We start from the raw sequence: 25,477 nt of genomic DNA, 5'->3' as shown, positions 1-25,477 counted from the left end.
GTGCAAGTACAAAGGTGGTGAACGGCAGTGCAATTCAAAGGGCGTACGGTGATCGCATTCGTCCTGCTGGGGATGTTCGCAAGCAGCATTCTGACGCTGACCTTTACGGGCAGAAATTTGCTGCCTCTCGGGAGCAAATCCGTCGGAGCTTCGGCAACCGCAGGAAGTTCGGGACTCAGCAGTCAGGACGTCGGCAAAATTGCAAAGACGTACCAACTGATCGAGAACAAGTATTTGAACAAGGTCGATCACGACAAAATCATGAACGGCGCCATCAACGGAATGCTGGAGTCGCTTGAAGATCCTTATACGGTGTATATGGACTCCAATGAAGCGAAGCAGTTCAGCGAGAGCATCAATTCGTCGTTCGAAGGAATCGGGGCCGAGGTTACGTCGGAAGACGGTAAAATCAAGGTCGTTTCCCCGATCAAGGGATCGCCGGCCGAGAAAGCCGGAATTATGGCTAACGATGTGATCGTATCCGTTAACGGCGAAAAGTTGGACGGGCTCACTGTTAATCAGGCGGTCGTCAAAATCCGCGGCCAGAAGGGCACTCAGGCCAAACTGGATATTTTGCGGCAGGGTTCGACGGAGCCGGTTCAAGTGATTGTAGTCCGTGACGAAATCGACATTGAGACGGTTTTTGGCGAAATGCTTGAGGGCGGCATCGGCAAAATCGAAATCCGCCAGTTTTCGGCAAATACGGCGGAGCACTTCCAAGAAGAGCTGAAAAAGCTGGAGACGCAGGGAATGAAAGGGCTTGTGATCGACGTCCGGAACGATCCCGGCGGACTTCTCAACGTTGTGATAGATATTGTCGAGCCGTTTGTGCCGAAGGGCAAACCGATCGTACAGATCGAAAACCGGGAAGGCAAACGGGAAGCGACGACATCCAAGGACGGCAGCAAGAAATATCCGGTTGTCGTGCTGACGAATAAGGGAAGCGCCAGCGCTTCCGAGATTCTGGCCGGTGCTTTTAAAGAGGCTGTCGGCAGCAAAACCGTCGGCGAGACTACGTTCGGCAAAGGCACCGTGCAGGAAACGTATGTGAAGGAAATGGGAGACGGCAGCAATATCAAAATGACCGTCTACAAGTGGCTGACCCCGGACGGCAACTGGATTCACAAGAAGGGGATCGAGCCGGATATCGCGGTCGAGCAGCCGGCGTTCTTCAAAGCATCGATTCTGTCGAAGAAAGATACTTTGAAGCCGGACAGCAACGGCGACGATGTGAAGAACCTGCAGCTGATGCTGACCGGTATAGGGTATGAACCCGGCCGGACTGACGGTTACTACAGCAGCAAAACGGCGGATGCCGTCAAAGCGTTCCAGAAGAGCAGCGGTCTGTCCGTAACCGGCAATGTGGATACGGCGACAGCCAAGAAGCTGGAAAGCGCCGTTCTGGAAGCCGTTAAGCTTCCGAAGAACGACAATCAGCTGAAAGCGGCCGTTAAAGAGCTGCAAACCCAGCTTTCGAAATAAAAGAGGGACGGTAGGACTTTGCGCGCTCCGGCGCGGGTCCGGCCGTCCCCTTCTTTTTGCCAATTGAGTGGGGACGGAAGGAAATAAAGAGGGCGGGTCGAATGTATATACTAAGCAGACCGTCGGATTTTTTACAAGAAAGAAGCATGGATTCGAGCCTCGAGGGAGTGAGTTATGGACATTATTGCGGATATTGCCGGACGTTTCTTGACGGCGTTCGGCCGGTTATGGCTGAACCCTTTTACGTATATCGGACTTCTTCTTGTCATTCTGCAGTACCGGAAACAAATTCAATTTGAGCGAAAATTGTTTGCCACCCGCCTTCATTCCCTTATTGGGGAGACCTGGCGGACTTATTTGTGGGGCTGGGTCGCAGGGCTCGGCGTATCGGTCGTCATGCTGTTCGTCGGCGTCTCCCTGCAAGCGGATACGATTCTGCTGCTATGGGGCCTGTCCGTCGTGATGATTCTCATCCGCATCCGGTTTCTGTGCCTGGCGTACTCGGTGGGACTTCTCGGTATTTTGCAAGTTGTGCTGACGGCACTACCGACTCCTGCCGGAGACGGTTTCTGGAGCAGCCTGGCTGCCGTGGTAAGGAACGCTGACGTTCCGTCTCTGCTGGCTCTGGTGGCCGTTCTCCACGCGGCGGAAGCCCTCCTGATCCGCTCGCAGGGATCACGGATGGCGAGCCCCATGTTCTACGAAGGCAAGCGGGGCAAGATCGTTGGAGGCTACCAGCTCCAGGGATTCTGGCCGGTGCCGCTTTTCCTAGCGGTTCCGGTTCAAGCGGGGACGGGAGCGGTTGATTTTCCCTGGTCGCCGCTGTTTACCGGCGATGCTCTGCTGGCTGGCTGGAGCTTGCTCGCCTTCCCCGCCATGATCGGTTTTACGGAGCTGACGATGACCCGGCTTCCGAAGGAGAAGGTGGAGCGGAGCTCCGCTATGCTGCTGGTCTATGCAGCGGTGCTCTTCCTCTCCGCGCTGCTTGCGCAGGTCTGGAGTCCGTTCACCGTTGTCGCTGCCGTGCTGGGAATTGTGCTGCACGAAGCGGTGATCTGGTACGGACGATGGGAAGAAGCGCAGCGCAGCCCGTGCTTTATCAACCAGCCCCGCGGGCTGAAGATTCTGGCGGTGGTGCCGGGCAGTCCCGCCGCCGAGCTGGGGCTGAAACCCGGAGAGCTTGTACACAAGGTAAACGGCGTCCGGGTTCACAGCAAAACCGAGCTGCACCAGGCGATCCAGGTGAGCTCGGCGTACTGCAAGCTGGAGATCGTCGACATGGAAGGCGAGATCCGTTTTCACAAGCGGGCGGTCTTCGCGGGCGAACATCATCAGCTTGGCATCGTCATCTGCCCGGATCAGGATGCCGTTTATTACGTCGAAATCCGGCAGCTGCCGCTTCTGACATATTTTACGAGAAAGCTGACCGGGCTGTTGACGAAATCTTCGGAAGAAACCTTCTAGGGAGCGAACGGAGCGATTTTCTGCGGGAGCTCTTTAAAGCAAATAAAAAACCCCGACATCACCTTATGGTGACCGTCGGGGTTTTTTAGCATTGCGGTGCAAGCGGGAGGGTTCTCCAGCCTTCAAGCTTGAGTTTAGTTAGTTATCGCGGGAGCCGCTTCCGCGACAGCTGCCGGCGGCGCTTCTTTTTGCTGCTGCGGCAGCTGCTCGTCATTTTGGAATTCCCTTAGCACGACGATTTCCACACGCCGGTTCTTGGCGCGGTTCTCTTCGCTTGTGTTAGGCATTTTAGGAACGGTATCCGCATAAGCCGTCGCCATCAGATGGTCATCGCTCAGTTTAGCCGTATTCGTAAAATAGCGGAGAACGGAAAGCGAACGCGCAAACGAGAGTCCCCAGTTATCTTTGTAGGCCGATCCGGATGAAATCGGAATATTATCGGTATGCCCTTCGATACTGACCCGGTTGCTCAGCGTAGGAAGAAGTGTAGCGAGCTTTTCAAGAACGGGATAAGCGGCCGGTTTGAGGTCGGCTTTACCCAGATCGAACAGGAACAGATCGTTCAGCGTAATGGCGATGCCCCTCGGTGTATCCGATGCGGAAACTTTAGCCTCCAGGTTGTTATCTTTGATGTACGCCTGGATCGCTTGAAGCATGTCCTTGAGCTGCTGCTCTTTCTTGGCTGCTTCTTCCGCGGAGGTATCCTTCTTAGGCTTGGTTCCGTCGCTCGCCGTAGGGATAATCGTTCCGGAAATTCCGCTGCCTTGAGGCAGAAGGGATTCATTTTTCATAAATTGCGAATTCAGGGCCTTGGCCATAGTCTCGTATTTGTTCGTATCGACTTTGCTCATCGCGTACATCACGATAAAAAACACCAGGAGCAGCGTAATCAAGTCGGAATAAGTAATCAGCCAGCGTTCATGGTTAACGTGTTCTTCTTGTTTCTTACCTCTCTTCCGCAAGAACGGCACCCGCCTCTCCGCTGCTTTGCTTATCGGCATTCTTCTCGTGAACGAAGGAGGCCAGCTTTTTGCGGATCAGCTGAGGATTCTCACCGGCCTGGAGAGCCAGAATGCCTTCCAGCATCAGTTCCATTTCGGAAATTTGCTCTTTGCCGCGCAGCTTGATCTTGTTGCCTATCGGCAGATAGACCACGTTGGCGAACATAACCCCGTACAAGGTGGCGGAGAAAGCGACCGCGATGGCGGGGCCGAGTGTGGATGGATCGGACAAGTTGCCGAGTACGTGAATAAGCCCGAGCACCGTTCCGATAATTCCCATAGTCGGAGAGTAGCCGCCTGCGGCTTCGAACATTTTGGTCATACCGTCGTTGCGGTGTTCGATGGAGTCCATTTCTAGCTCCAGAATCTGCCGGGTAAGCTCCGGATCGGTTCCGTCTACGACCATCATAAGACCGTCTCTCAGAAAAGGATTGGGATGCTCCTGGGCTCTTTGTTCCAAAGCCAGTACGCCTTCGCGACGGGCGATAGTAGCCATGTCGACGATTTCGTCGATGGTGGCTGTCGTGTCCCGCTGGGTTTGCTTGAATGCGATTCCGAGCGCTTTCGGAATTTTTTTGAGGGTTGCTACTGGGAAGCTCACCGCTACCGCACCGAAGGTTCCTCCGAAGACGATCAGCATGGCACTTGGAACGAGGAGCGAAGTCAGATGACCGCCGTCCCACATGTATCCCCCGATTAATGCCCCCAAGCCGAGTATAAGCCCTAACAATGTTGCCAAATCCACAATTGACCACCTCTAAAATCGAAATATGTTCATGATGCAGACCAGGCTGCCGCCTAAAATAAGGAAATAAAATCGAGTCTGAATATTTGCAACCGGATCATAAAAAGAGTATAATTATACGGGAACACATATTCTTATTTCCGGCAGCCCGAATATCTCCGTTGTAGGTAAGTATATAGGTTCTATATCGGAGCAAGACGGGTAAAAGTTTATAGGTATTAAGACAGGCATGCGGGGTGCAAGCCGCCGCGTGCTTTTAAATTTGACTACCTGACGGTGGGTGATAAATTTTGAGTGAAATAATCAAGAGCACGAACAAGTTTGAACTCGTATCGGATTTCTCTCCTCAGGGAGACCAGCCTGCTGCGATCCGGGAGCTCGTCAAGAGCATACAGAACGGGACGAGACACCAGACGCTTTTGGGCGCGACGGGTACGGGGAAGACGTTTACGGCGGCTCAGGTCATTGCCCAGCTAAACCGTCCGACCCTTATTATTGCGCACAATAAGACCTTGGCGGCTCAGCTTTGCAGCGAGTTCCAGGAATTTTTCCCGAACAACGCTGTGTCTTATTTCGTCAGCTACTACGATTACTATCAGCCGGAGGCTTATATAGCTTCTTCGGATACGTATATTGAGAAAGACTCCAGCATCAATGAAGAAATCGATAAGCTCCGCCATTCGGCGACGAGTTCTTTGTTTGAACGCAGAGACGTTATTATCATAGCGAGCGTGTCGTGTATTTACGGTCTCGGTTCGCCTGCGGAATACAGCTCGCTTCTGCTGTCGCTGCGCACCGGAATGGAGAAGTCCCGCAACGAGATTCTTCACCGGCTTGTGGACATCCAATATCAGCGCAACGATATGAACTTCGTGCGCGGCACGTTCCGTGTCCGTGGCGATGTTATTGAGATTTTCCCGGCATCCCGCAGTGAACAGGCCGTCCGTGTGGAACTGTTCGGGGACGAGATCGAGCGGATCACCGAAATCGACGTGCTAACGGGCGAGATTCTGGGCGAGCGCGACCATATCGCGATTTTCCCGGCGTCTCACTTCGTAACGAAAGAAGATACGATGAAGCGCGCGCTGGTGAACATCGAGCGAGAGCTGGAGGAGCGGCTGGAAGAGCTGCGCGGCCAGGGCAAGCTGCTCGAAGCGCAGAGACTGGAGCAGAGAACGCGGTATGATATCGAAATGATGGCGGAGATGGGCTTCTGCTCGGGGATCGAGAACTATTCGGGACCGCTGACTTTCCGCGAACGCGGAGCGACGCCGTACACGCTTCTCGATTATTTCCCTGACGATATGCTGGTGATGGTCGACGAGTCCCACGTGACGCTGCCCCAGATCCGGGCGATGTACAACGGGGACCGGGCGCGCAAGGAAGTTCTGGTCGATCACGGATTCCGTCTGCCGTCCGCACTGGATAACCGTCCTCTGCAGTTCGAGGAGTTCGAACGCAAAGTGAATCAGATTGTTTATATCTCGGCAACGCCGGGGCCATACGAGCTGGAACACTGTCCGGAGATGGTCCAGCAGATTATCCGCCCGACCGGATTGCTTGACCCGATCATTGAAGTGAGGCCGACCAAAGGTCAGATCGATGATCTCATCGGTGAGATTCATGACCGGATCGCTAAGGACGAGCGGGTTCTCGTGACGACCCTCACGAAGAAGATGTCCGAGGATCTAACGGATTACTTCAAGGAAATCGGCATCAAGGTACGTTATCTGCACTCCGATATCAAGACTTTGGAGAGGATGCAAATCCTCCGCGATCTGCGGCTCGGTACCTTCCACGTTCTTGTGGGAATCAACCTGCTCAGAGAGGGGCTTGATCTGCCGGAAGTTTCGCTCGTGGCTATTCTGGATGCCGACAAAGAAGGCTTCCTCCGCGCGGAACGTTCGCTGATCCAGACGATCGGCCGGGCGGCCCGGAATTCGGATGGACGCGTTATTATGTACGGCGATAAAATTACGGATTCCATGGATAAGGCGATTAAGGAAACCGAACGCCGCCGGACCATACAGGAAGCCCACAATATAAAGCACGGGATAACCCCGCAAACCATTGCCAAGAAGATTCGCGACGTAATCGAGGCGACGAAGGTCGCCGAGGAGAAGACCGAATATCTGGCAGAAGTGAAGACAGGCAAGATGTCCAAGAAAGATCGCGCTGCGGTAATCGAACGTCTTGAGGCAGAGATGAAAGATGCGGCGAAGAGTTTGCAGTTTGAAAGAGCTGCGGAATTGCGCGATGCTCTTCTTGAACTGAAAGCGGAAGGTTAGGATAGCAAGGCTGCAGCACAGACAGGCAGGAGAACAGAAATCGATCCTGCCTGTCTGTCTGCTTATATCCGGCCAAAGACGGGCATAACTGGTAATAAACGAGGCAAGTGTGGTAAATAGAGTACCTGTACCCTTATAATTGGGGATGACAGTTGCACGATTGATAGATTATCGTATATATTGACGTATATACGTTTTGGAATCATATTTAATGGGACCCGCGTCCAAGCGACAGCTGGACGAACGGGTTTTGTTCATAGATATCTTTTGGGTGTGAAGCTGGTCTGCTATATTCGAAGAGTCGGTCCGTAGAGTGCGGAACCGGCAGACGGGCAGGGTTTTGTAGCGTGTGGAGTACAAGAGATGAGATTAATAACAGGAAGCTCAACCTCAGATCCGGAGAGTGTTTCAGATGTTCCGGGGATAAGGACTGGGATGCCTGCGAATAGAGAGGGTGTACGTACAAAGTGGCCAGAGAAAACATAGTCATTAAAGGGGCACGGGCACACAACCTGAAAAACATTGATGTGACCATTCCGCGCGATAAGTTCGTCGTGCTTACGGGACTCAGCGGTTCCGGGAAATCGTCCCTGGCCTTCGATACCATTTATGCGGAAGGACAGCGCCGTTACGTTGAATCGCTGTCTGCTTATGCGCGGCAATTTTTAGGTCAAATGGACAAGCCGGACGTCGACTCCATCGAGGGACTTTCGCCGGCGATCTCGATCGATCAGAAGACGACCAGCCGGAATCCCCGTTCTACGGTTGGAACCGTTACGGAGATTTACGATTACTTGCGTCTTCTCTTTGCGCGCATCGGGAAACCGCACTGTCCCGTGCATGGCATCGAAATTACGTCCCAGACCGTCGAACAAATGGTCGACCGGGTGATGGAATATCCGGAACGGACGAAGCTTCAAATTTTGGCTCCGCTTGTTTCCGGTCGGAAAGGCGAGCACACCAAGCTGTTGGCCGATATTCAGAAGCAGGGTTTCGTCCGCGTGCGTGTTAACGGAGAAATCATGGATCTCTCCGATAAGATTACGCTGGAGAAGAACAAGAAGCACAGCATTGAAGTCGTTGTTGACCGTATCGTCGTTAAAGACGATATTCAAAGCCGGTTGGCAGATTCCTTGGAAACGGCGCTGAAGCTGTCCGAAGGCCGCATTATCGTCGATATTATCGACCAGGAAGAACTGCTCTTCAGCCAGAATCTTGCCTGTCCGGTGTGCGGGTTCAGCATTGATGAATTGTCTCCGCGTATGTTTTCCTTTAACAGTCCGTTCGGAGCCTGCCCGGAGTGTGACGGTCTCGGCAGCCAGATGATTGTTGATCCGGACCTTCTGGTGTCGGACCCGAACAAGGCGATCAACCAAGGTGCTTTTGAAGCTTGGGCGGGAAGCACATCCACATACTACCCACAATTCCTGGCGGCCGTTTGCAACCATTATCAGATTCCGATGGATGTTCCGGTGTCGGAACTGACCCAGGAGCAGTTCAAAATCATTCTGTACGGCACAGACGGGCAGCGTGTCCGCTTCCGTTATCAGAATGAGTTCGGAACCGTCAAGGACGCTTACGTGCCGTTTGAGGGCATTGTACGGAATTTGGAGCGCCGTTACCGCGACACTTTCTCGGATGGAATCCGGGAACACATTGAGGCGTACATGAGCTCCAAGCCATGTCCGAAATGTAAAGGCCAGCGTCTTAAACCGGAAACCCTTGCCGTAACGGTAGGGGGAACCAACATTTCCCATGCGACAGAGCTTTCCATCGGAGACGCTCAGAACTGGTTTGAGGATCTTGACGGAGGGCTGTCCGAGAAAGAGCGGACCATTGCCCACCTGATTCTTAAAGAAATCAAAGCGCGCCTAGGATTTCTTGTAAACGTAGGGCTGGATTACTTGACCCTGCACCGGGCAGCGGGAACGTTATCCGGGGGAGAGGCCCAGCGTATCCGGCTTGCTACCCAAATCGGTTCCTCGCTGATGGGAGTCCTCTACATTCTGGACGAGCCGAGTATCGGTCTCCACCAGCGTGACAATACGCGCCTCATTCAGACGCTGGAACATATGAGAAATCTGGGTAACACGCTGATCGTTGTGGAACATGACGAAGACACCATGATGGCATCCGATTATATTATCGATATCGGGCCGGGTGCGGGTATTCACGGCGGACAAATCATCGCTCAAGGTACGCCGGAAGAGATCATGAACAATGACAATTCCCTGACAGGCCAGTATTTGAGCGGTAAAAAATTCATTCCGATTCCGGCGGAGCGGCGCAAGCCGAACGGGAAATGGCTCGAGATTAAAGGAGCCAAGGAAAATAACCTGCGCAACGTAAGCGTGAAATTCCCGCTGGGTGTATTTACGTGCGTAACGGGCGTATCGGGTTCGGGTAAAAGTACCCTTATTAATGAGATCCTGTACAAGACACTGGCACGCGATCTTAACAAAGCCAAAGTTCGCCCGGGCGTGTACCGGGAAATGAAAGGTCTGGAGCACGTGGACAAGGTGATTGATATCGACCAATCGCCCATCGGCCGTACTCCCCGTTCCAACCCGGCAACCTATACAGGGGTCTTCGACGATGTCCGTGATCTCTTCGCTTCCACGACGGAAGCGAAGATCCGCGGCTATAAGAAGGGCCGTTTCAGTTTTAACGTGAAGGGCGGACGCTGCGAGGCATGCAGAGGCGACGGGATCATCAAGATCGAGATGCATTTCCTTCCGGACGTTTATGTACCGTGTGAAATCTGCAAAGGCAAACGGTACAATCGTGAAACGCTCGAAGTCAACTATAAGGGGAAAAGCATCTCCGATATCCTGGATATGACGATAGAAGATGCCTGCGAATTCTTTGAAAATATACCGCGGATTCACCGCAAGCTTTATACCCTACTGGATGTAGGCTTAGGTTACATGAAGCTCGGACAGCCCGGGACGACCTTGTCCGGCGGGGAAGCCCAGCGTGTGAAGCTGTCGGCAGAACTTTATCGCCGGAGTACAGGCAAGACGATCTATATCCTGGATGAGCCGACTACGGGTCTGCATATTCATGATATCGACCGTCTGCTGAAGGTGCTTCACCGTTTAGTTGAGAACGGTGATTCGGTTCTGGTTATTGAGCATAACCTCGATGTAATCAAGACAGCCGACTATTTGATCGACTTGGGCCCAGAGGGAGGCAGCCGCGGCGGCGAAATCGTCGCGGCCGGTACACCGGAAGCCGTCGTCAAGGTAGAAGGCTCCTATACCGGCCAGTATCTCAAGCCGATACTGGACCGCGACCGCAAGCGTTCGGACGACTATGCCGAGCGTGCGAAGGAATTGCTGGAGGATGCGGTAAGTTAAGGGAAGAACTATTTCTGTTCTGGCGAAACCAGAAATTTGCAGCAAAAAAGAAGCAGGAATTAAAGCGGGCATCGCTTTGTTCCTGCTTCTTTGAGTCCGGTTCGGTGAAAAAACGGGCGGGATCGCTTAAGGCAATCCCGCCCGGTTCTGTAGTTCCTTTAAGAATATATGTGGTTCATTCATGAAAGCCCTGTACGAGTCTATGGAATGAAGTGGTCGATAACTGCACCCGTAATCAGTTCATTCCTACCCTGTTGAATTAAGAAGCTACCGTAAGGATTTCCGTCAATTTCGCCTGGAATGCCGGCGCTCCTACACGAAGGAAAAACTGATGGAACGTTTCCTCGGGGCTGCGGTTTTCCTTGTAGAAACGGATAAGCTCGGCAAGGACCGGACCTACATCGTCCCCTTTGACACGGCCTTTCAGCCCGGTGTTAAACTGGGCGCCGGGACCGAGGATGCCGCCGACCGCGATATCGAACGCATCTACCGGGCCATCCGGTGTTTTAACGAGCGTGCCCTGCAAGCCGATGTCCGCGATTTGCTTCTGGCCGCAGGCGTTCGGGCAGCCGATGAAGTGGATGCGGACTTCTTCGTCCAAATCCACATTGGCGTCCAGGTACTCGGCAACGCGACGCGCGCGTTCCTTGGTTTCTACGATCGCCAGGTTGCAGAATTCGTTGCCTGTGCAGGATACCGTCCGGCTCATGAAACGTTTCGGGAACGGCGTCAGACGCTGCAGCACGGTTTCCTGGAGAACATCGTCCACCCGGTCATTCGGGATATCGGACAGAATGATGTTCTGGGACATGGTCGTGCGGATCGTGCCCTGGCCGTACTGGTCCGAGATGCGGGCCAGCTCGCGCAGCTCTTCCGCATTGAGACGGCCTACCGGCACGTTTAAGCCGATGTAGCTGTAGCCTTCCTGCTTTTGGGGGTGAACGCCGTCAAAATAAGCTGCTGTCCAGCCGGCGACCTTCTCCTCTCCGCGGGTTGGCATAGGTCCGACCAGCTCGATGAGCTTCTCCAGGAATTTCTCCGGGCCCCAATCGGCCACGAGAAACTTCAGGCGCGCATGATGGCGCTTCTCGCGATAGCCGAAGTCACGGAAAATAACCGTTACCGCGGTGGCGACTTTCAGCACTTCTTCCGGACGCACGAAGAGGTCAAGCTGCTTGGCGAGATGGGGCTTGGCGGAAAGACCGCCGCCGACCCAGGCGTGGAAGCCGAGCACTTCTTCTCCGTCAATAACTTTAACGGCCGGTGTAAAACCGAGGCAGTTAATTTCAGCATGAGCGGAGTTATTGACGTTGCTGGAAATCGACATTTTATATTTACGCGGCAGGTTGGAGAAATCTTTGTTCATCAGGAAGAAATCGTTTACTTCATTTACCAGGGCAGTCGTGTCCATAAGCTCATCGGGATCGATACCTGCCAGCGGATTGCCGACAATCGTACGCGGGCAGTCGCCGCAAGCTTCATAAGAATAAAGGCCGACTTCTTCCAGTCTTTTAAAGATGTCGGGGAGGTTCTCAACGGTCAACCAGTGGAACTGGATCGCCTGACGCGTGGTGACGTCGACCAGATTCCGTCCGTAATCTTCCGCAATGCCGGCGAGTGCACGAGCTTGAGCGCTGGTCAATACGCCGGAGTTGATGCGGACGCGCATCATAAAATGGCCGTCCTTGGGCTTTTGCTGATAAACACCGGCCCATTTGAATAAATTCATATCATCTTCAGGAATGGAATCGTATCCTTCCAGAGCATACTTTTCAATAATGGTACGAATCACATCGAGTCCGTCTTTTTGAAGCTTGACGAGTTCCATCTTGTTCAGCTTCGACGTGTCTTGAGTCCAGATCGGTTGATAAGCCATGCGTGGGACCTCCCTTTTTTATACGTAATTCCGATAGAAAAAGTGTGATATAGATAGGTTGATCGTATCATATTTAGGTCAGGGCGTAAATCCGTGCAGGGCAAAAGCGGGTATAAACAATTATTATGAAACGGAGAGGTTTTGTTTATAATTACCTCCCTATTCATAGAAATGAATAAATCGTGACAAACTTGTTAACATCAAGACTAGGGCCTTGCATCTTGACCCCGATAGAGCTAACATAGAGGGTAAAAGGCTATTTCGTTAAGTTACCTGGTTGGATAAATGAAGGAGGTCTCTCACAATGTTATTTGCAGAAGAGGCAGCACAAGCATCTAGTTTTTCCGGATTCGATCCATTTGTGATCATTTTTACGATCCTGATCGCAATCGGTTTGGTCCGTCTGTTCGCGGCCAAAAGAAAAAACGTTTTCGCGATCGCATTTGCGTTGGTTAGCTTGATTGTGTTCCTTTTCATGGATTTCGTCATGATCAAAGGCTGGTAACAAGCTGCCGCTTACAAATATGCAGCGCATGAAGAAAAGCCCCTTATCTCCCGATAAGAGGCTTTTCTTTTTGTTTTTAACTCAGTAGTTGTCTTCTACGAAATTCTTATACCCACCACATGTCGCCAAGCGGTTCTTTGATAAGAATCTGCTGCAGGTTCTCGACGGCTTTCGTGAAGCCTTCGTTGACCGACATCAGGCCGTCTTCGTGCTCGATGCTCACGACATAATCGTAACCGACCAGACGCAGAGCGCTGATGATATCCGCCCATGTCTTCATATCGTGGCCGTAGCCGACAGTACGGAACTGCCAAGCGCGATCCAGCATAAGCGAGTAAGACTGCATATCCGTGATACCGTGCTTGTTCACGTTGATCGGGTCGATCGAGGTATCCTTGGCATGGAAATGATGGATCGCATTTTCACGGCCGAGAATTTGCACAGCTTGAACCGGGTCGATCCCCTGCCACCACATGTGGCTCGGATCCAGGTTCGCACCAATCACCTCGCCGGCTGCTTCACGCAGACGGAGCAGGGTGCCCGGAGTATGAACGGAGAAACCGCCGTGCAGTTCAAGGGCAATTTTCACGCCGCGGTCCGAAGCGAATTTACCGGTTTCGGTCCAGTAAGGGATGACTTTATTCGTCCACTGCCAGTCGAGAATCTCCTGGAAATCGTTCGGCCAAGGAGCTACGGGCCAGTTCGGATATTTGGCATCCTCGTGATCGCCCGGGCAGCCGGAAAATCCGTTTACGACAGGGATTTCAAGCTTTTCAGCCAGTTCGAGCGTACGGATAAAATCATCGTGGAACTGTTTGGCTACCGCCTTTTGAGGATGAAGCGGGTTACCGTGACAGCTGAGTGCGGAAATCGTCAGGCCGCGGGAATCGAACGCATGTTTAAATGCCTTTAGCTTGCTTTCGTCGGCAAGCAGTTCTTCGGGCTTGCAGTGAGCGTTGCCCGGGTAACCGCCGGTACCGATTTCAACGGCTTCAAGGCCTTTTTCTGCAATGTAATCGAGTGCTTCTTCTAGAGGTTTTTGTCCGAAAAGGACGGCAAATACGCCTAGCTTCATTTTGTACACCTCCACGAATTTTAAAAAGAACGCGCGTACACTTATTATATCACCGCTTTGCCGGGAAATGAAGCGCACAGCCGTAACAAGTTCCAGTCAGGGAAAACCGGCTTGCTTTTCCGTAAAACAAAAAGGTCTTCCCACCTGCCTTCCGTTAGAAGGGGAGATGGAAAAGACCTTTGTAGACGCGCAAGACCACGTCGGGGTTATTCAAATTAATGATAATGGCAGCGACGACAAGAGCCTGGGTCAGGAGGCATCGCATATAGAAGTAAGGCTTGGAAACCTTTCTGCGGATGACGGTCGTCTTGCCGAGCAGATTCTCAATCGCGATAATGACCCCATGATAAACCCCGTAGATCAGAAACAGCCACGAGAAGCCGTGCCACAGTCCCATCAGCGTCATAATGAAAATCGACAGTCCGGCGGTCATGAGCTTGGATGGCGTTTTGCGGGAAAAGAAAATGAAAATATGATCGCGGAACCAATCCCCCAAGGTCGCATGCCAATTACGCCAGAACTGGGTGAGGGTGGGAGAGAGGAACGGTTTCTTGAAGTTTTCGGGAATCGTGAAGCCCATCAGACGGCCGAAGCCGACGGCAATATCCGAGTAGCCCGAGAAATCCATGTAAATCATCAGATAAAACCAGATCATCAAAAAGAGGCTCTGATGGGTATGAAGCTCCTGGTCCATCACTTTGTTGAACAGATCGGTCATCCAGACGACCACGACGACTTTTTTGAAGAGGCCCAATATAATCCGCTTCACACCCGCCTCAAACTGGGGCGCATCCACATTGTACGGCACTTTTACATCGGCCATGAAGTCCCGGAACTTTAAGATCGGCCCGGAGGTAAATGTGGGAACGAACAAAATGTAGTTCACATAGTCGATAGCCTTGGCTTGGCCATCCTTACCGAAGAAATAAGCGAAATACAGCGCATCGATGATTTTTAGCACGTTGAACATGATGCCGAGTGTCATCACGCCGTCTGCCAGGAGTGAAGTGGAGTCCTGCTTGCCCAGCATATGAAACAGGACGACGGCGCCTATATTGGCGAGAATAAACAGCGCGAACGCGAATTTCCGCCAGACGGGCGTACGGCACAGATAGACGAAGAAAATATAATTAAGCAGCGTATAGGCGATATAGAACGCAAACAGTTTGCCGCTCCACAGAAAAAGAAAGCCGAGATTGAACAGCAGCATCAGGATGCGTTTGTTCTGCGGCCATTTTCTCGTCGCCATCAGCACGAACACCATGCCGCACATGGCGAGCAGCGCGTTCATGTTCAAATAAAACATAACAGGACTCCTTCAACGGACGGAGAATGAGTGGGGCGATACATAAGCGGACAGGTTAAGCCCCAGGGGTGAGCAAGGGGCTAAAACCCTTCGTAAATAAACAAACCTTGTCCGGTAAAATAAACAAGTACCAGGTAAAGCATGGCTACATAAATCAGGACTTCGAAGGTTTTCTTAAAGAAAGAAGCCATTCGTCAACCTCCTTCGTAAACAAGGGAGCCCCTTCCTCCCGGTTAAGGTGGACGAGGTCGTGAAAGTACTTGGGCGCGTAACGGTCCATCAGATCAAGCACGGGAACGTCCGCGGCCTTAAGACGCGCATTCACTTCCTGCTTCATGGCAGCGGTGTAAGGAGGCTTCACGTGATCCTGACGGAACGGCATCCAAACGACGCGGAGCGGAATCCCTTTTTCCCGGCTGTAATCCAGTACCCACTGGAGCGCGTCCAGATTGTCCCCCATGTCCTTGAGCGTCATCCAGTTGTAATCCTTCTCGTACCGGGCCCAGCTCTTGGTCATCGCCTCTTCTGCAGCATACCCGTGATACAATTCCTTGTCGATCCAGCGGGGCTCATAAGCGAGACTTCCCTGAAAAGCCAGATTGCGGACCAGTTCTTTGCCCGCATCCAGGAAGTCGGCCCGGTACGCGTATACGTACGGCTTGTACCAAGGCTTGTTCCACGGGAACCGGTAGTCGGTTTCCATCTTGTCCAGCAGCGTATGCACATCGATGCCGATCACCAGTTCATCTTTTACGGTGTATAATCCGCGCTGAAGAATTTGCTGCAAATCCGTCAGCTTCCCGTAGGATAAGCCCATTTCAACCAGCTTGGCTGCCGACTTCTCCTCGATATACGCCCCTGTCACGGAGGAATTGCCGTAAAATACGGCTCCTGTGCGCGACCAGTCGTGATGATAGAGCGTCTTCGTAAAGTCGTCTTTGCCGAACCGGCGGCTTGTCTCCAGAGGGTTCCACCACATGACGAGAGCTTCAGCGACCACAAAAATAAGAAGCAGCCCCAAGACGAAGCTGTTCTTCTTGAAAAAAGCGAGTATGTTCACACGATCACTCTTTATAGGGATTTTTGTTGCCAAGCATGGTACTGCTCACGGAAAGACGCCGGCCAGTCGGCCTCATCCATGCCGTATTGAGCGAGGAATGCAAACGCCCAGCGCTCGATGCCGAATCCTACGCAGCCGGTAACGGCGGCACGTTTGCCTACTTTGATGTCGAAAGCGTTGCCGAAAGTGTTGCTGTGGAAGTTGACGGAACTGCAGGCGATGGACTTGTCCAGGTACGGAATCGTCAAACGCAGTTCATATTTCATCTCCTGATTGCGCTGGAAGGACGCCTTTACCTGAAAATCGTTGGTGAAAAACGGATCGTTCGCAATTTCAAGCAGGCTGTCGACTTCCCACTCTACGGCAAGCTCTTTAATATATTCGATGGATTTCAGACGGTTTTCCTTCACGAAATCCGGTTTTCCCACAAAAATAATTTCCCGCATCGAGAAATCGAGCAGACGGCCGAAATCGGTATGGTTCTTGGACTCGAAACGGTGACACTTCGCGACAGCCGTTACAACGATTCCGTCTCCTTCGAGAGTCTCTCCCTGCAGGCCTTCATAGCAGTGATAGCAGGTGGACGGGTTCATCGTAAATTTAGGCTTCGGCATGGTGGCGTTCAGATCAAGCGGAAGCTCGTCCTTCCAGCCGCCGGTAGCACGGATTGAGTCGGAGAAGGATTCGATCACGTCCAAATCTTCGCGCAGATGCGTGAGGAAGTGGATATGCTCCGGAAAAGAAGTGAAGTGATTCGTTTTGTTCAAGGTTTCCGAGTGAATCACGGCAGGGTAAGACTCTTCTTTCACCTGGAAGCGGTTCGCGATCTTCGTTACGAACGAATAGTCGAGAAAACGCATAAGAGAGGAGAACGGCTCGCGGAAAATAAACAGGCCCGGCTCCAGCACCTTAATGCTTTTGCTTTCCACGAGTTCGCGGATAATGTCGCCGCTGTATGGAACGGAAACCTCGTTGCGGAACAGGACGTTTTCTTTAAAACCGAAGTCGCCCTTGGAGAAGCGTTCGATAAGACGCTCTACGCGTTCGCGGATCGCTTCGTCGCCGTTCGGGGACGTATGGACAATCCGGAGATGTCCGTCTTCCAGGGAAATTTCCTGAATGTGCTCATCCACGAAAGCGGATGCGTATTTAACCTGTCCGTGCTGGCTTTCGGAAAGCCGTTCCAGCGATATTTTGCATTCCATGGTGTTACCTCCCGGTTTTCGTGGAAATGAATTGGGCGATCTCGCGAACGGTGTTCATCGGATACAGCATCAGATCCTGATTGGTCACTTGAATGCCGTACGTTTGCTCGATATGAGCGATCAGTGCCGTGGCACCCATCGAGTCGATAAAGCCGTAATCGAACAGATGAACGTCTACGCCGAAATCCTCGTCGTCTTCTTCAATCTCATAGCGGCTTCTGATGTGTTCTTCCAGCTGCTTAATGATTTCTTCCATTGTCAGTCGGGCCTCCCAGGTAGAATAGGTTTGTGTAAAGAAGGCGTACAGCCGGATGGGCCGTCGGGACGGCAGGCACCGGCTGCACACGGGATCGGGGGGCGTAACCCGGCCGATCCTTTTATTTGGTCAGAGACAGGTTGACGGTCGTCTTGTCTCCGTAACGTGTAAGTGTATACATGCCGGTCGCCGCATCCTGCTCAAGCTTGATATCGGCGGGATTTCCCGGGATCGTCAGCCCGCCCGGGCTGTAGATTTTGATCTGCTGCAGTCCGGCCGCCTGCAGATCGAGCTTCCAGGTGCCGCTCTCACGGGTATCCAGCTCGAAAGGCACATTGGCACGGACAATGTGAGCTTCCCCGGCAGGCTTGCCGATATGAAGCTGCGCATCGCGGGCAAGGCCGAGATACAGCTTGCCGCTGCGCTCCGTGTATACGTCGGACTTGGCGGCAAGGGAATAAGGCGCGTACTTCTCGCCTTTTTCCACGACGACGCCCGGCGTATTGGCGTATTCGGCCGCCTGTTTCGGCACGGCGGACGTATCCGCTTCTATCGTGAGAGACAGATGAAGGCCTTTGCCGGAAATCCGGTCTTTCACTTCGTCCATGATATAGTCGGCCCAGGTACGCTTCACGGTAACCTGCGTTTTAAGAGTTGTCAGGAAGGAACGGGCCATTTGGGTTTCCGTCATAAAGTTATAATCGTATTGATTCCGAATGTCATCGAGGAAGGAAGCAAAATCCTCCAATTCCCCCACACGGGCAGGGAAATGATACTCAATGTGTTCGAAGTAATCAATGGGCATATCGCGTTTAACATAAGAGTCGTAAATATCGACCGTAGAGCTTTCACCCGTTTTGCGAAGCACCGGAGCCGGCGAGTAAATCAGCATGGGCTGATCGCTGCCGGTCTTGTCTTTCGTCAACAGGAAAGGAAGCCCCCAGATGTAATCCGTACCGAGCCGGGGCTCCGTAGGCGTATGAGACGGCGTAAAGCCGAAGTTGAACCAAATTCCCTGCTCGTTCTCGTTGCGGAGCGTCTGGAGACGGTCCGGGAAGTTGATCCGCCAGGTGTGCTGGTTCGTCCCGGGCATTGTCCAGGGGAGACCGAGCTTCTCAAACGCCTGCTTGTGCAGGGCGATCTCCTGCTTCTCCTGGGCGTCGCTGACGAAGTTGTGCACGTAAATGTGCGGATACAATTCGAGGTGATTCTGCTTCGTATACTGCAGGAACTCCTGCAGTTCCGCCTTGTAAGGGAAAGCCGGCGAATCGACCGGAACCGGGGAGCCGAACTCCAGCTGTCCGACGATCAGGTCTACCACGCCGTCGTGATTCACGTCGTGCCATACCGGCACGGAGTTGTGCCCGCCGACCAGGGCGTTCGTGCCCATCTGATTCAGCGAGGCGCCGTTAACGCTTCCCTGGGGGGTGAAGGTTCCGCCGTTTTCCTGGCGGAACACGCGCAGATCTCCCTCGTTGCTGCCGACAACGAGGTCCGCCCGGCCGTCGCCGTCCATGTCACGGACGGACGGCGCGGCGTACTTGGCGCCGACGTCCGCGACTACGGCGCCGGCGGAGAGGCGCAGCGCGCCTGCCTGCGGCGCGCGGTACACCCGGACCTTGCCGTCGGCGTCTCCGACGACCAGGTCCGGAAAGCCTTGGCCGCCGAGGTCTCCTGCGGCGGCGAGAGCCGGTCCGGGCACCTTGATGGGCCCGGACGGGTCCTGCAGGGCGGTTAGCGGTGCGAACCGCCCGCCGCCTTGGCCGAGCGCGATCTGCACGGCCCCGGTGGCATCGCTGACGAGAAGATCAATCTTCCCGTCGGCGTTCCAGTCCACCGCATGCACGGAAGCATGCGGACCGGTCTTGAGCGGCTGGCCGTTTGCCAGCAGCAGCTTCTCGGGCTTGCCGTACACATCCGGCAAGTTGAGGCCGCCCGGCGCGGGATCGCGCTCGTAAGCCCCGGGCTTCGGCCCGAGGTTCGGATACACGTAGACGTATCCGTCGCTGCTGCCGGCGAGTAGGTCTTCCTTCCCGTCCCCGTTGATATCCGCAAACGCCGGTACGAGCCGGTGCGGACCTTCTACGGGGTCGGCCAGCGATTTGTAGTCCGGGTATTCCGCCAGGCGTACGGCGCCTTCCTCGGACTGCAGATGCATGCCGCTGCTGTAGTACGAAGCGGGCGATTCCCCGCTGAACTGCGGCTTCTCGTTCGATCCGCCGTTCAGGTGGACGGAGACGCTCTCTTTCCACTGACCCCAGTAGAAGGCGGAGCGGACCAGCGAGAAGGACGGGATCTGATTGTACTTCTTCGTCAGCTCCGCCCATTGGATCGCTTCCTTGTCCTTGAACGCCGGCATGGCCTCGAAATGGTTCTGGTAGGACATGGCCGGACGTCCGTAAGGCCCGAGTACTTTGGTCACGCTGTACCCGAAGGTTTCCTTGGACACGTAAGAGACAAATTCCGTGCGGAACTGGGCGTTGGCTGCCGAGAAAGCGAAGTGGAAGTAGGGCTCCAGCTTCAGGTCTTTCTTGTCGAAATAGGCGGTGCCCGGCTTCAGGCTCCGCTGCTGATCGTATTTGGCGGCCAGACTGCCGAACCCCTGCGCGGGGTCCATGCCGCTTTGAAGATCGTATCCTGTAATAAAGTACCGGTTAGGCAGGAAGGTGCTGCTCAGAAGAACCGTTCCTTTGCCGACTTTATTGACGGCGACGAGCGCTTGTCCGTTCAGCGTAACCAGCGGCTGCGCCGTTGAAGGGTCAAGGCCGTAGCCCCAATAGAAGCCCGGAAGATTGTCCATCGTCTCGCGTTTGAAGAAATTATCGCTGAAAAGTTTGATGACTTCCTGCATGCCTTGTGCGTTCACCGGGACGGCCGGATACTGAAACTGCGGTTTGGCCTGCGGCGGCGCTATAAGCTGCGTCTGATAGGCTCCCAGAAAATCGGCGGGAAACTTGCTTGCGAACGCATTGTCGAGAAGCAAATGCCCTCCGTTTTGCACATAGTCCTGGAGCTTCTGGATGTATCCGTTGTCGGGTATGTTTGCGAGCTCCGGGTCCGGCACGACCGCATCGTACGATTGCAGCTTGCGGGCCGACACTCCATCCATCGGTTTCCGTTCTAGCTCCAGATTCGCCGCCAGCGACTGCCGGAACTGTTCGAATGCCGCCGTATCATAGCGATCGCCGCCGGTAGCGTACAAGAGGCGGACCTGCTCCTTCTTCCCGGTGAGGAAGGCTGCCGCTCCGACTGCCAGAAGAAGGGCGGCCAGACAAAATACCGCTATGGCGGTTCGTTTTTTCGACAAATTCATCCCTCGATTTTTGTATATGATCCTTGCCATTATAGCACTTCTCCCTCCGTTTGTTAACTTTGGGGGCGGCTGCGCCGCGGTTCCGCGCATTCGTCGAATCCGAAAAATTTTTGCCGAAAAATAGGTTCATAATTAAAACCCCGGGCGCCGATATATACAAAAGGTGAATATTTACAATCCAAAATCATTCTGACAAATGGAGAGTTGCTATGAGTAACAAGTGGAGTGAGAAAGTAGCCGGAGGTTGGCAGAGCGCGGCCCGAAAGATAAAAAACCTTGCCCCGGCCAAGAATGCGGCGGGCAGCCCTTCCGGCCCGGGAGCAGGAGGGAATTCGGTTCCCGCGCTGAAAGCCGTAGGAACGAAGCTGTTCGTCATCTTTTTTCTCAGCATTCTGATCGCCGTTCTGATTGTGGGAACGCTGTCTTACTGGACATCCAGAAACGTAGTGGAAGAAGAGGTGTCGAAGGCGGCCCAGCAGACCGTAATCCAGACGGGGGAGAAGCTCGATTTTCTTTTCCGGACTTATGAGAAGATGTCGCTGGATATCATGATCGACAAAACGGTCGGAGCTTCGGTGGATCAGCTGGCACGTCCGAACATTTCCGACTCGGATATCGCCATCGCCCGGATGAATCTGGACAGCAACCTCAAGAAATACTCGCAAACGGACGAGAATCTGGCGGGTATTTACGTTATTCCGGTCACGGAAAAAGGGGTTCCTACCGGCTACGGTCAGGAAAAGCTGATTCAAGAGAATGCCGCCCTCATTAAGAACGTGAAGGACGGGGACGGCAAGGCCGTCTGGTTCGATTCGAAAATCAATGGCTACTTTACACAGCTTTCCTTCCCTACATTCGGTGTCGCGCGTGTAATGAAGAACGATTACGGACAAGGGAACTATATGGTTCTGCTGGAGATCAAAACGGACTATCTGTATAACCAGCTTTCCAGCATCCGCGTCGGCCAGACGGGCAGGATCGAAGCGATGAATACAAAGCAGCAGCTGATGGTGACCGAGAAAGCCGACCATATCGGCCAGGCGCCACAGATTAAACTGGAAGGCCAGCTGCAGGATCAGGGACGCACGAAGGCGGACGTCGACGGCGAAGAGAATCTGATCGTTTATACAAAAAGCAAACAGACGGGCTGGCTCATTTACGGCTTCGCACCGCTGGATGAAATCACGGAAAAAGCGAGCGACATTTTCGCGCTGACCGTCTTGGTGGCGTTTATTTCCGCCCTGCTTGCGGTCGTGGTCGGCTGGCTGATGAGCCGCATGATCGGCAAGCCGCTGGTCGAGCTGGGCCACCTGATGAACGAAGGGGAGAAGGGCAACCTGGCGGTGCGCACTCTTTTCACCCAGCGTCAGGATGAAATCGGTCAAGTGGGCAAGAGCTTTAACGGCATGATGAGCAAAATCACAGATCTCGTCAACCAGACGAACCGTTCGGCGGACAGCGTGCTCGAAACGGCGCGGGAACTTACGGACGCTTCCAAGAAAACCGCGCTTTCGGCGCGTGAAATCGCGACGGCTACGGAAGATATCGCCGGAGGGGCGACAAGCCTGGCGGTTGCGGCCGAGAACGGAAACGATCTGACTTCCAAAATTTCCGAGCAGATGAAATACGTGATCGAGAAAAACATCCGGATGTCTATCGCCACTTCGGAAGTGCAGCAGATGAGTGAGCGGGGCATCGAGCAGATGGATGAACTGACGCAGAAAACCCTGCAGAGCGAGCAGATGACCCACTCTCTCGTAGACCGGGTCGATACGCTCAAGCAGAGCACCAGCTCCATCCGCAAAATTCTGGATGTGCTTACGAAAATCACCGCGCAGACGAATATTTTGTCGTTGAACGCGAGTATTGAAGCGGCGCGCGCCGGAGCGGCGGGCAAGGGGTTCATGGTCGTTGCGGGAGAGATCCGCAACCTGGCGGACCAATCCAGAGAATCCATCGTCAACGTAGCCCAGATCACCGAAGAAATTCAGCGCGAGATGGACGCTACGGTAGAAGCGCTGTCGGCCGCTTACCCGCTGTTCCGCGAACAGACGGAATCGGTGAAAGAGGCTAACCAGATGTTCTCCTCCGTGAAAAACGAGATGGACAACCTGCTCATCCAGTTGGATGAGGTCTCGACTTCCATCAACGAGCTGAACGAGTCCCAGCTGACGCTTGCCGATGCGATGACCAACGTTAGCGCCGTTGCGGAACAGTCTTCCGCGACAAGCGAGGAAGTCGCTTCCCTCAGCAGCGAGCAGCAGAGCGTGAGCGAAGGGCTGGTACGCCTGTCTGGGCAGTTGGAAGACGTATCCAGCCATTTGAGCGATTCGCTGTCGAAGTTCAAGGTGTAGAACCGGATCGTTAACCGCATAGCAAAAAGCCCGGCCGACGCAGATTCCTGCGGTGACCGGGCTTTTCATGTAGTAAGCCCCTTGCGGGGCGGAGAGCAGCCTTTAGATTCCGGCTGTCCCGCTCCATAAGGGGCTTTTTAATCAGCTCATGCTGACTTAGAACTGAACTTTGCTTTCGATGAATGCCTTCAGCTCGCTGATCGGCATCCGGGTTTGTTCCATCGTGTCGCGGTCGCGCACGGTAACTTGGCCGTCCTGCTCGGACTCGAAGTCGTACGTGATACAGAACGGTGTGCCGATTTCATCGTGACGGCGGTAACGCTTGCCGATGGAGCCTGTGTCGTCGTAATCGACCATGAAGCTCTTGGCCAGGTCGGAGAAGATCGCCTGCGCGCCTTCGGACAGCTTCTTCGAAAGCGGGAAAATAGCCGCTTTGAAAGGAGCGAGCGCCGGGTGAAGGTGAAGCACGGTACGGCTGTCGTCGCCTTCCAGCTTCTGATCTTCGAAAGCGTCGATCAAGAAGGCAAGCGTGACGCGGTCGGCGCCGAGCGAAGGCTCGATGCAGTACGGCACATATTTCTCGTTGCCCGCTTCCTGATCCACGTAGTTGAAATCTTCGCCGGAATGTTCCATATGCTGCTTCAGGTCGTAATCGGTGCGGTCGGCGATACCCCATAGTTCGCCCCAGCCGAACGGGAAGCGGTATTCGATGTCCGTTGTGGCGTTGCTGTAGTGGGACAGCTCGTCATCGGAGTGGTCGCGGAGACGGATGCTGGCTTCTTTCACGCCGAGGTTCAAGAGCCAGTCGCGGCAGTATGCGCGCCAGTATTCGAACCATTTCATGTCCTCGCCCGGTTTGCAGAAAAATTCAAGCTCCATCTGTTCAAACTCGCGCGTACGGAAGGTGAAGTTGCCCGGCGTGATTTCGTTCCGGAAGCTTTTGCCGATCTGGCCGATACCGAACGGAAGCTTTTTGCGCATGGTGCGCTGTACGTTCTTGAAGTTAACGAAAATACCCTGCGCGGTTTCCGGACGCATGTAAACGACGTTGGAGCTGGACTCCGTTACGCCCTGGAACGTTTTGAACATCAGGTTGAACTGGCGAATGTCCGTGAAGTCGCGGCTGCCGCAATCCGGACAGGCGATTTCGTGCTCGTCCATCAGCGCTTTCATCTGGTCGAAGGACAGGCCGTCCACCACGAGCTCGATGCCTTTGGCATCCAGAGCGTTTTCGATGATTTTATCCGCGCGGTGGCGGGCTTTGCACTGCTTGCAGTCGATCATCGGGTCGTTGAAGTTGCCGACGTGGCCGGATGCGACCCAAGCTTGCGGGTTCATCAGGATAGCCGCGTCCAAACCGACGTTGTACGGAGACTCCTGGACGAATTTTTTCCACCAGGCTCGTTTCACGTTGTTTTTCAGTTCTACGCCGAGAGGGCCGTAATCCCACGTGTTGGCCAGGCCGCCGTAAATTTCGGAACCCGGGAAAATAAAACCTCTGTGCTTGGCCAGAGCTACGATCTGATCCATGTTGACACTCATTTTTTTTCGCTCCTTTGCGTATTTCGGGAATGGGATAAAACATGATGCAAGCCAAATCGCCTGATCGCTGCCCGGGTTATGGGAATTTCCGGCTGGGCAGACTCCACAGATCCGTACGGAGCCTTCCGCCGCCCAATCGAAAAAGCCCCCAATCCCACAGGCATCCGATATGCCTAGGGACGAGAGCTTGAGCACCCGCGGTTCCACCCTAGTTGATGCTCGCCCGGATATCCGCCGTTCCCCGTCATTCCGTGTCCATCCGACATGCTGCTCATCGGACAAAAAATCGGATTGCGGTGAATGGCGCCTGGCTGGCGCATCCCCTTTCTTTCCGCACGCGGCTCCGGACTGCCGTTTCGCTGGTTCCTTGCCCGGGCTTCCACCATTCCCGGATCGCTGATTCGAAGGAAATTCAGGTACTATTGGTCCTTCACGGCCGCATCGTATGCAGTTGGGAATAGTTTACCTAAGTTGTGCAAAAAAATCAATGCGGCAGATGCGCAGCCGTGACGCAAAATATTTTTATGGAAAAGGAAGGAAAAAAATATTGAGAGTCGAACTGTTTAGGTATTAAGAGAACTGCGGCTATAAAAATGACCCGGACGCATGCATCCGCAGATGCACATTTTGCAGCCTGTAAAGTTAA

16 protein-coding genes are annotated in these 25,477 nt (G+C 53.7%); 6 read left to right on the top strand and 10 right to left on the bottom strand.

What is annotated here, in order from left to right; all coding sequences use genetic code 11:
• Window positions 1-27: 27 nt before the first annotated feature.
• Window positions 28-1,482 (top strand): S41 family peptidase, encoded by a 1,455-nt coding sequence (locus tag AC58P5_RS24675; RefSeq protein ID WP_497391369.1) that lies wholly within the window; start codon window positions 28-30, stop codon window positions 1,480-1,482.
• A 174-nt stretch (window positions 1,483-1,656) separates the two neighbouring features.
• A complete protein-coding gene (locus AC58P5_RS24670) occupies window positions 1,657-2,946 on the top strand; it encodes a PDZ domain-containing protein (protein ID WP_497391367.1) in 1,290 nt (429 codons plus the stop codon).
• 134 nt (window positions 2,947-3,080) lie between these two features.
• Here the strand turns inward: AC58P5_RS24670 and AC58P5_RS24665 are convergent, their stop codons facing one another.
• Window positions 3,081-3,908 (bottom strand): flagellar motor protein MotB, encoded by an 828-nt coding sequence (locus AC58P5_RS24665; protein ID WP_497391365.1) that lies wholly within the window; start codon window positions 3,906-3,908, stop codon window positions 3,081-3,083.
• On the bottom strand, window positions 3,892-4,692 hold the full coding sequence (locus AC58P5_RS24660; RefSeq protein ID WP_497391363.1) for a flagellar motor protein: 801 nt from the start codon (window positions 4,690-4,692) through the stop codon (window positions 3,892-3,894). Before AC58P5_RS24660 ends, AC58P5_RS24665 begins: the two co-directional genes overlap by 17 nt.
• Before the next feature lie 290 nt (window positions 4,693-4,982).
• On the opposite strand from AC58P5_RS24660, the gene uvrB reads away from it, so the two are divergent.
• Entirely contained in the window at window positions 4,983-6,980 is a 1,998-nt protein-coding gene (gene uvrB, locus AC58P5_RS24655) for an excinuclease ABC subunit UvrB (RefSeq protein ID WP_497391361.1), read from the top strand.
• Between the two features lie 467 nt (window positions 6,981-7,447).
• A complete protein-coding gene (gene uvrA, locus AC58P5_RS24650) occupies window positions 7,448-10,339 on the top strand; it encodes an excinuclease ABC subunit UvrA (RefSeq protein WP_497391359.1) in 2,892 nt (963 codons plus the stop codon).
• 259 nt (window positions 10,340-10,598) lie between these two features.
• Here the strand turns inward: uvrA and AC58P5_RS24645 are convergent, their stop codons facing one another.
• Window positions 10,599-12,215 (bottom strand): nitrite/sulfite reductase, encoded by a 1,617-nt coding sequence (locus AC58P5_RS24645; RefSeq protein WP_497391357.1) that lies wholly within the window; start codon window positions 12,213-12,215, stop codon window positions 10,599-10,601.
• A 304-nt stretch (window positions 12,216-12,519) separates the two neighbouring features.
• On the opposite strand from AC58P5_RS24645, the gene AC58P5_RS24640 reads away from it, so the two are divergent.
• On the top strand, window positions 12,520-12,720 hold the full coding sequence (locus tag AC58P5_RS24640; protein ID WP_497391355.1) for a DUF2759 family protein: 201 nt from the start codon (window positions 12,520-12,522) through the stop codon (window positions 12,718-12,720).
• A gap of 106 nt (window positions 12,721-12,826) precedes the next feature.
• Here AC58P5_RS24640 and AC58P5_RS24635 read toward each other — a convergent pair whose 3' ends face one another.
• The 6 genes from AC58P5_RS24635 to AC58P5_RS24610 all read right to left on the bottom strand — a co-directional run bounded on the left by AC58P5_RS24635 (window position 12,827) and on the right by AC58P5_RS24610 (window position 20,965).
• Window positions 12,827-13,795, bottom strand: a complete 969-nt coding sequence (locus AC58P5_RS24635; protein ID WP_497391353.1) for a sugar phosphate isomerase/epimerase family protein — start codon at window positions 13,793-13,795, stop codon at window positions 12,827-12,829.
• A gap of 154 nt (window positions 13,796-13,949) precedes the next feature.
• Window positions 13,950-15,101, bottom strand: coding sequence for an MBOAT family O-acyltransferase (locus tag AC58P5_RS24630; protein WP_497391351.1), 1,152 nt, complete (start codon window positions 15,099-15,101; stop codon window positions 13,950-13,952).
• Window positions 15,102-15,255: 154 nt separating this feature from the next.
• The gene (locus AC58P5_RS24625) at window positions 15,256-16,161 is read right to left on the bottom strand and encodes a hypothetical protein (protein ID WP_497391349.1); all 906 of its coding nucleotides are present in this window, start codon (window positions 16,159-16,161) and stop codon (window positions 15,256-15,258) included.
• An 11-nt stretch (window positions 16,162-16,172) separates the two neighbouring features.
• On the bottom strand, window positions 16,173-17,366 hold the full coding sequence (locus tag AC58P5_RS24620) for a class-II aminoacyl-tRNA synthetase family protein (protein ID WP_454234674.1): 1,194 nt from the start codon (window positions 17,364-17,366) through the stop codon (window positions 16,173-16,175).
• 4 nt (window positions 17,367-17,370) lie between these two features.
• Complete coding sequence (locus tag AC58P5_RS24615; protein ID WP_497391347.1) at window positions 17,371-17,622, bottom strand: acyl carrier protein; 252 nt, start codon at window positions 17,620-17,622, stop codon at window positions 17,371-17,373.
• A gap of 121 nt (window positions 17,623-17,743) precedes the next feature.
• Window positions 17,744-20,965: an FG-GAP-like repeat-containing protein gene (locus tag AC58P5_RS24610; protein ID WP_497391345.1), complete on the bottom strand. Its 3,222-nt coding sequence runs from the start codon at window positions 20,963-20,965 to the stop codon at window positions 17,744-17,746.
• A 179-nt stretch (window positions 20,966-21,144) separates the two neighbouring features.
• Here AC58P5_RS24610 and AC58P5_RS24605 point away from each other — a divergent pair, with 179 nt between their 5' ends.
• Window positions 21,145-23,289, top strand: a complete 2,145-nt coding sequence (locus tag AC58P5_RS24605; RefSeq protein WP_497391343.1) for a methyl-accepting chemotaxis protein — start codon at window positions 21,145-21,147, stop codon at window positions 23,287-23,289.
• 156 nt (window positions 23,290-23,445) lie between these two features.
• Here AC58P5_RS24605 and AC58P5_RS24600 read toward each other — a convergent pair whose 3' ends face one another.
• On the bottom strand, window positions 23,446-24,831 hold the full coding sequence (locus AC58P5_RS24600) for a glycine--tRNA ligase (RefSeq protein WP_497391341.1): 1,386 nt from the start codon (window positions 24,829-24,831) through the stop codon (window positions 23,446-23,448).
• Window positions 24,832-25,477 lie beyond the last annotated feature (646 nt).

The sequence above is a fragment of the Paenibacillus sp. JT31N7 genome, from assembly GCF_059692095.1.
Note: the sequence above shows the minus strand (reverse complement) of the source record. Positions and strands in the feature narration are given on the sequence as shown.

Bases quoted from the DNA above. Each gene is read 5' to 3' on its own strand.
- AC58P5_RS24670 (WP_497391367.1), top strand. From the start codon at position 1,657: ATGGACATTATTGCGGATATTGCCGGACGTTTCTTGACGGCGTTCGGC.
- AC58P5_RS24645 (WP_497391357.1), bottom strand. From the start codon at position 12,215: ATGGCTTATCAACCGATCTGGACTCAAGACACGTCGAAGCTGAACAAG.
- AC58P5_RS24640 (WP_497391355.1), top strand. From the start codon at position 12,520: ATGTTATTTGCAGAAGAGGCAGCACAAGCATCTAGTTTTTCCGGATTC.
- AC58P5_RS24635 (WP_497391353.1), bottom strand. From the start codon at position 13,795: ATGAAGCTAGGCGTATTTGCCGTCCTTTTCGGACAAAAACCTCTAGAA.
- AC58P5_RS24630 (WP_497391351.1), bottom strand. From the start codon at position 15,101: ATGTTTTATTTGAACATGAACGCGCTGCTCGCCATGTGCGGCATGGTG.
- AC58P5_RS24620 (WP_454234674.1), bottom strand. From the start codon at position 17,366: ATGGAATGCAAAATATCGCTGGAACGGCTTTCCGAAAGCCAGCACGGA.
- AC58P5_RS24615 (WP_497391347.1), bottom strand. From the start codon at position 17,622: ATGGAAGAAATCATTAAGCAGCTGGAAGAACACATCAGAAGCCGCTAT.
- AC58P5_RS24610 (WP_497391345.1), bottom strand. From the start codon at position 20,965: ATGGCAAGGATCATATACAAAAATCGAGGGATGAATTTGTCGAAAAAA.
- AC58P5_RS24605 (WP_497391343.1), top strand. From the start codon at position 21,145: ATGAGTAACAAGTGGAGTGAGAAAGTAGCCGGAGGTTGGCAGAGCGCG.
- AC58P5_RS24600 (WP_497391341.1), bottom strand. From the start codon at position 24,831: ATGAGTGTCAACATGGATCAGATCGTAGCTCTGGCCAAGCACAGAGGT.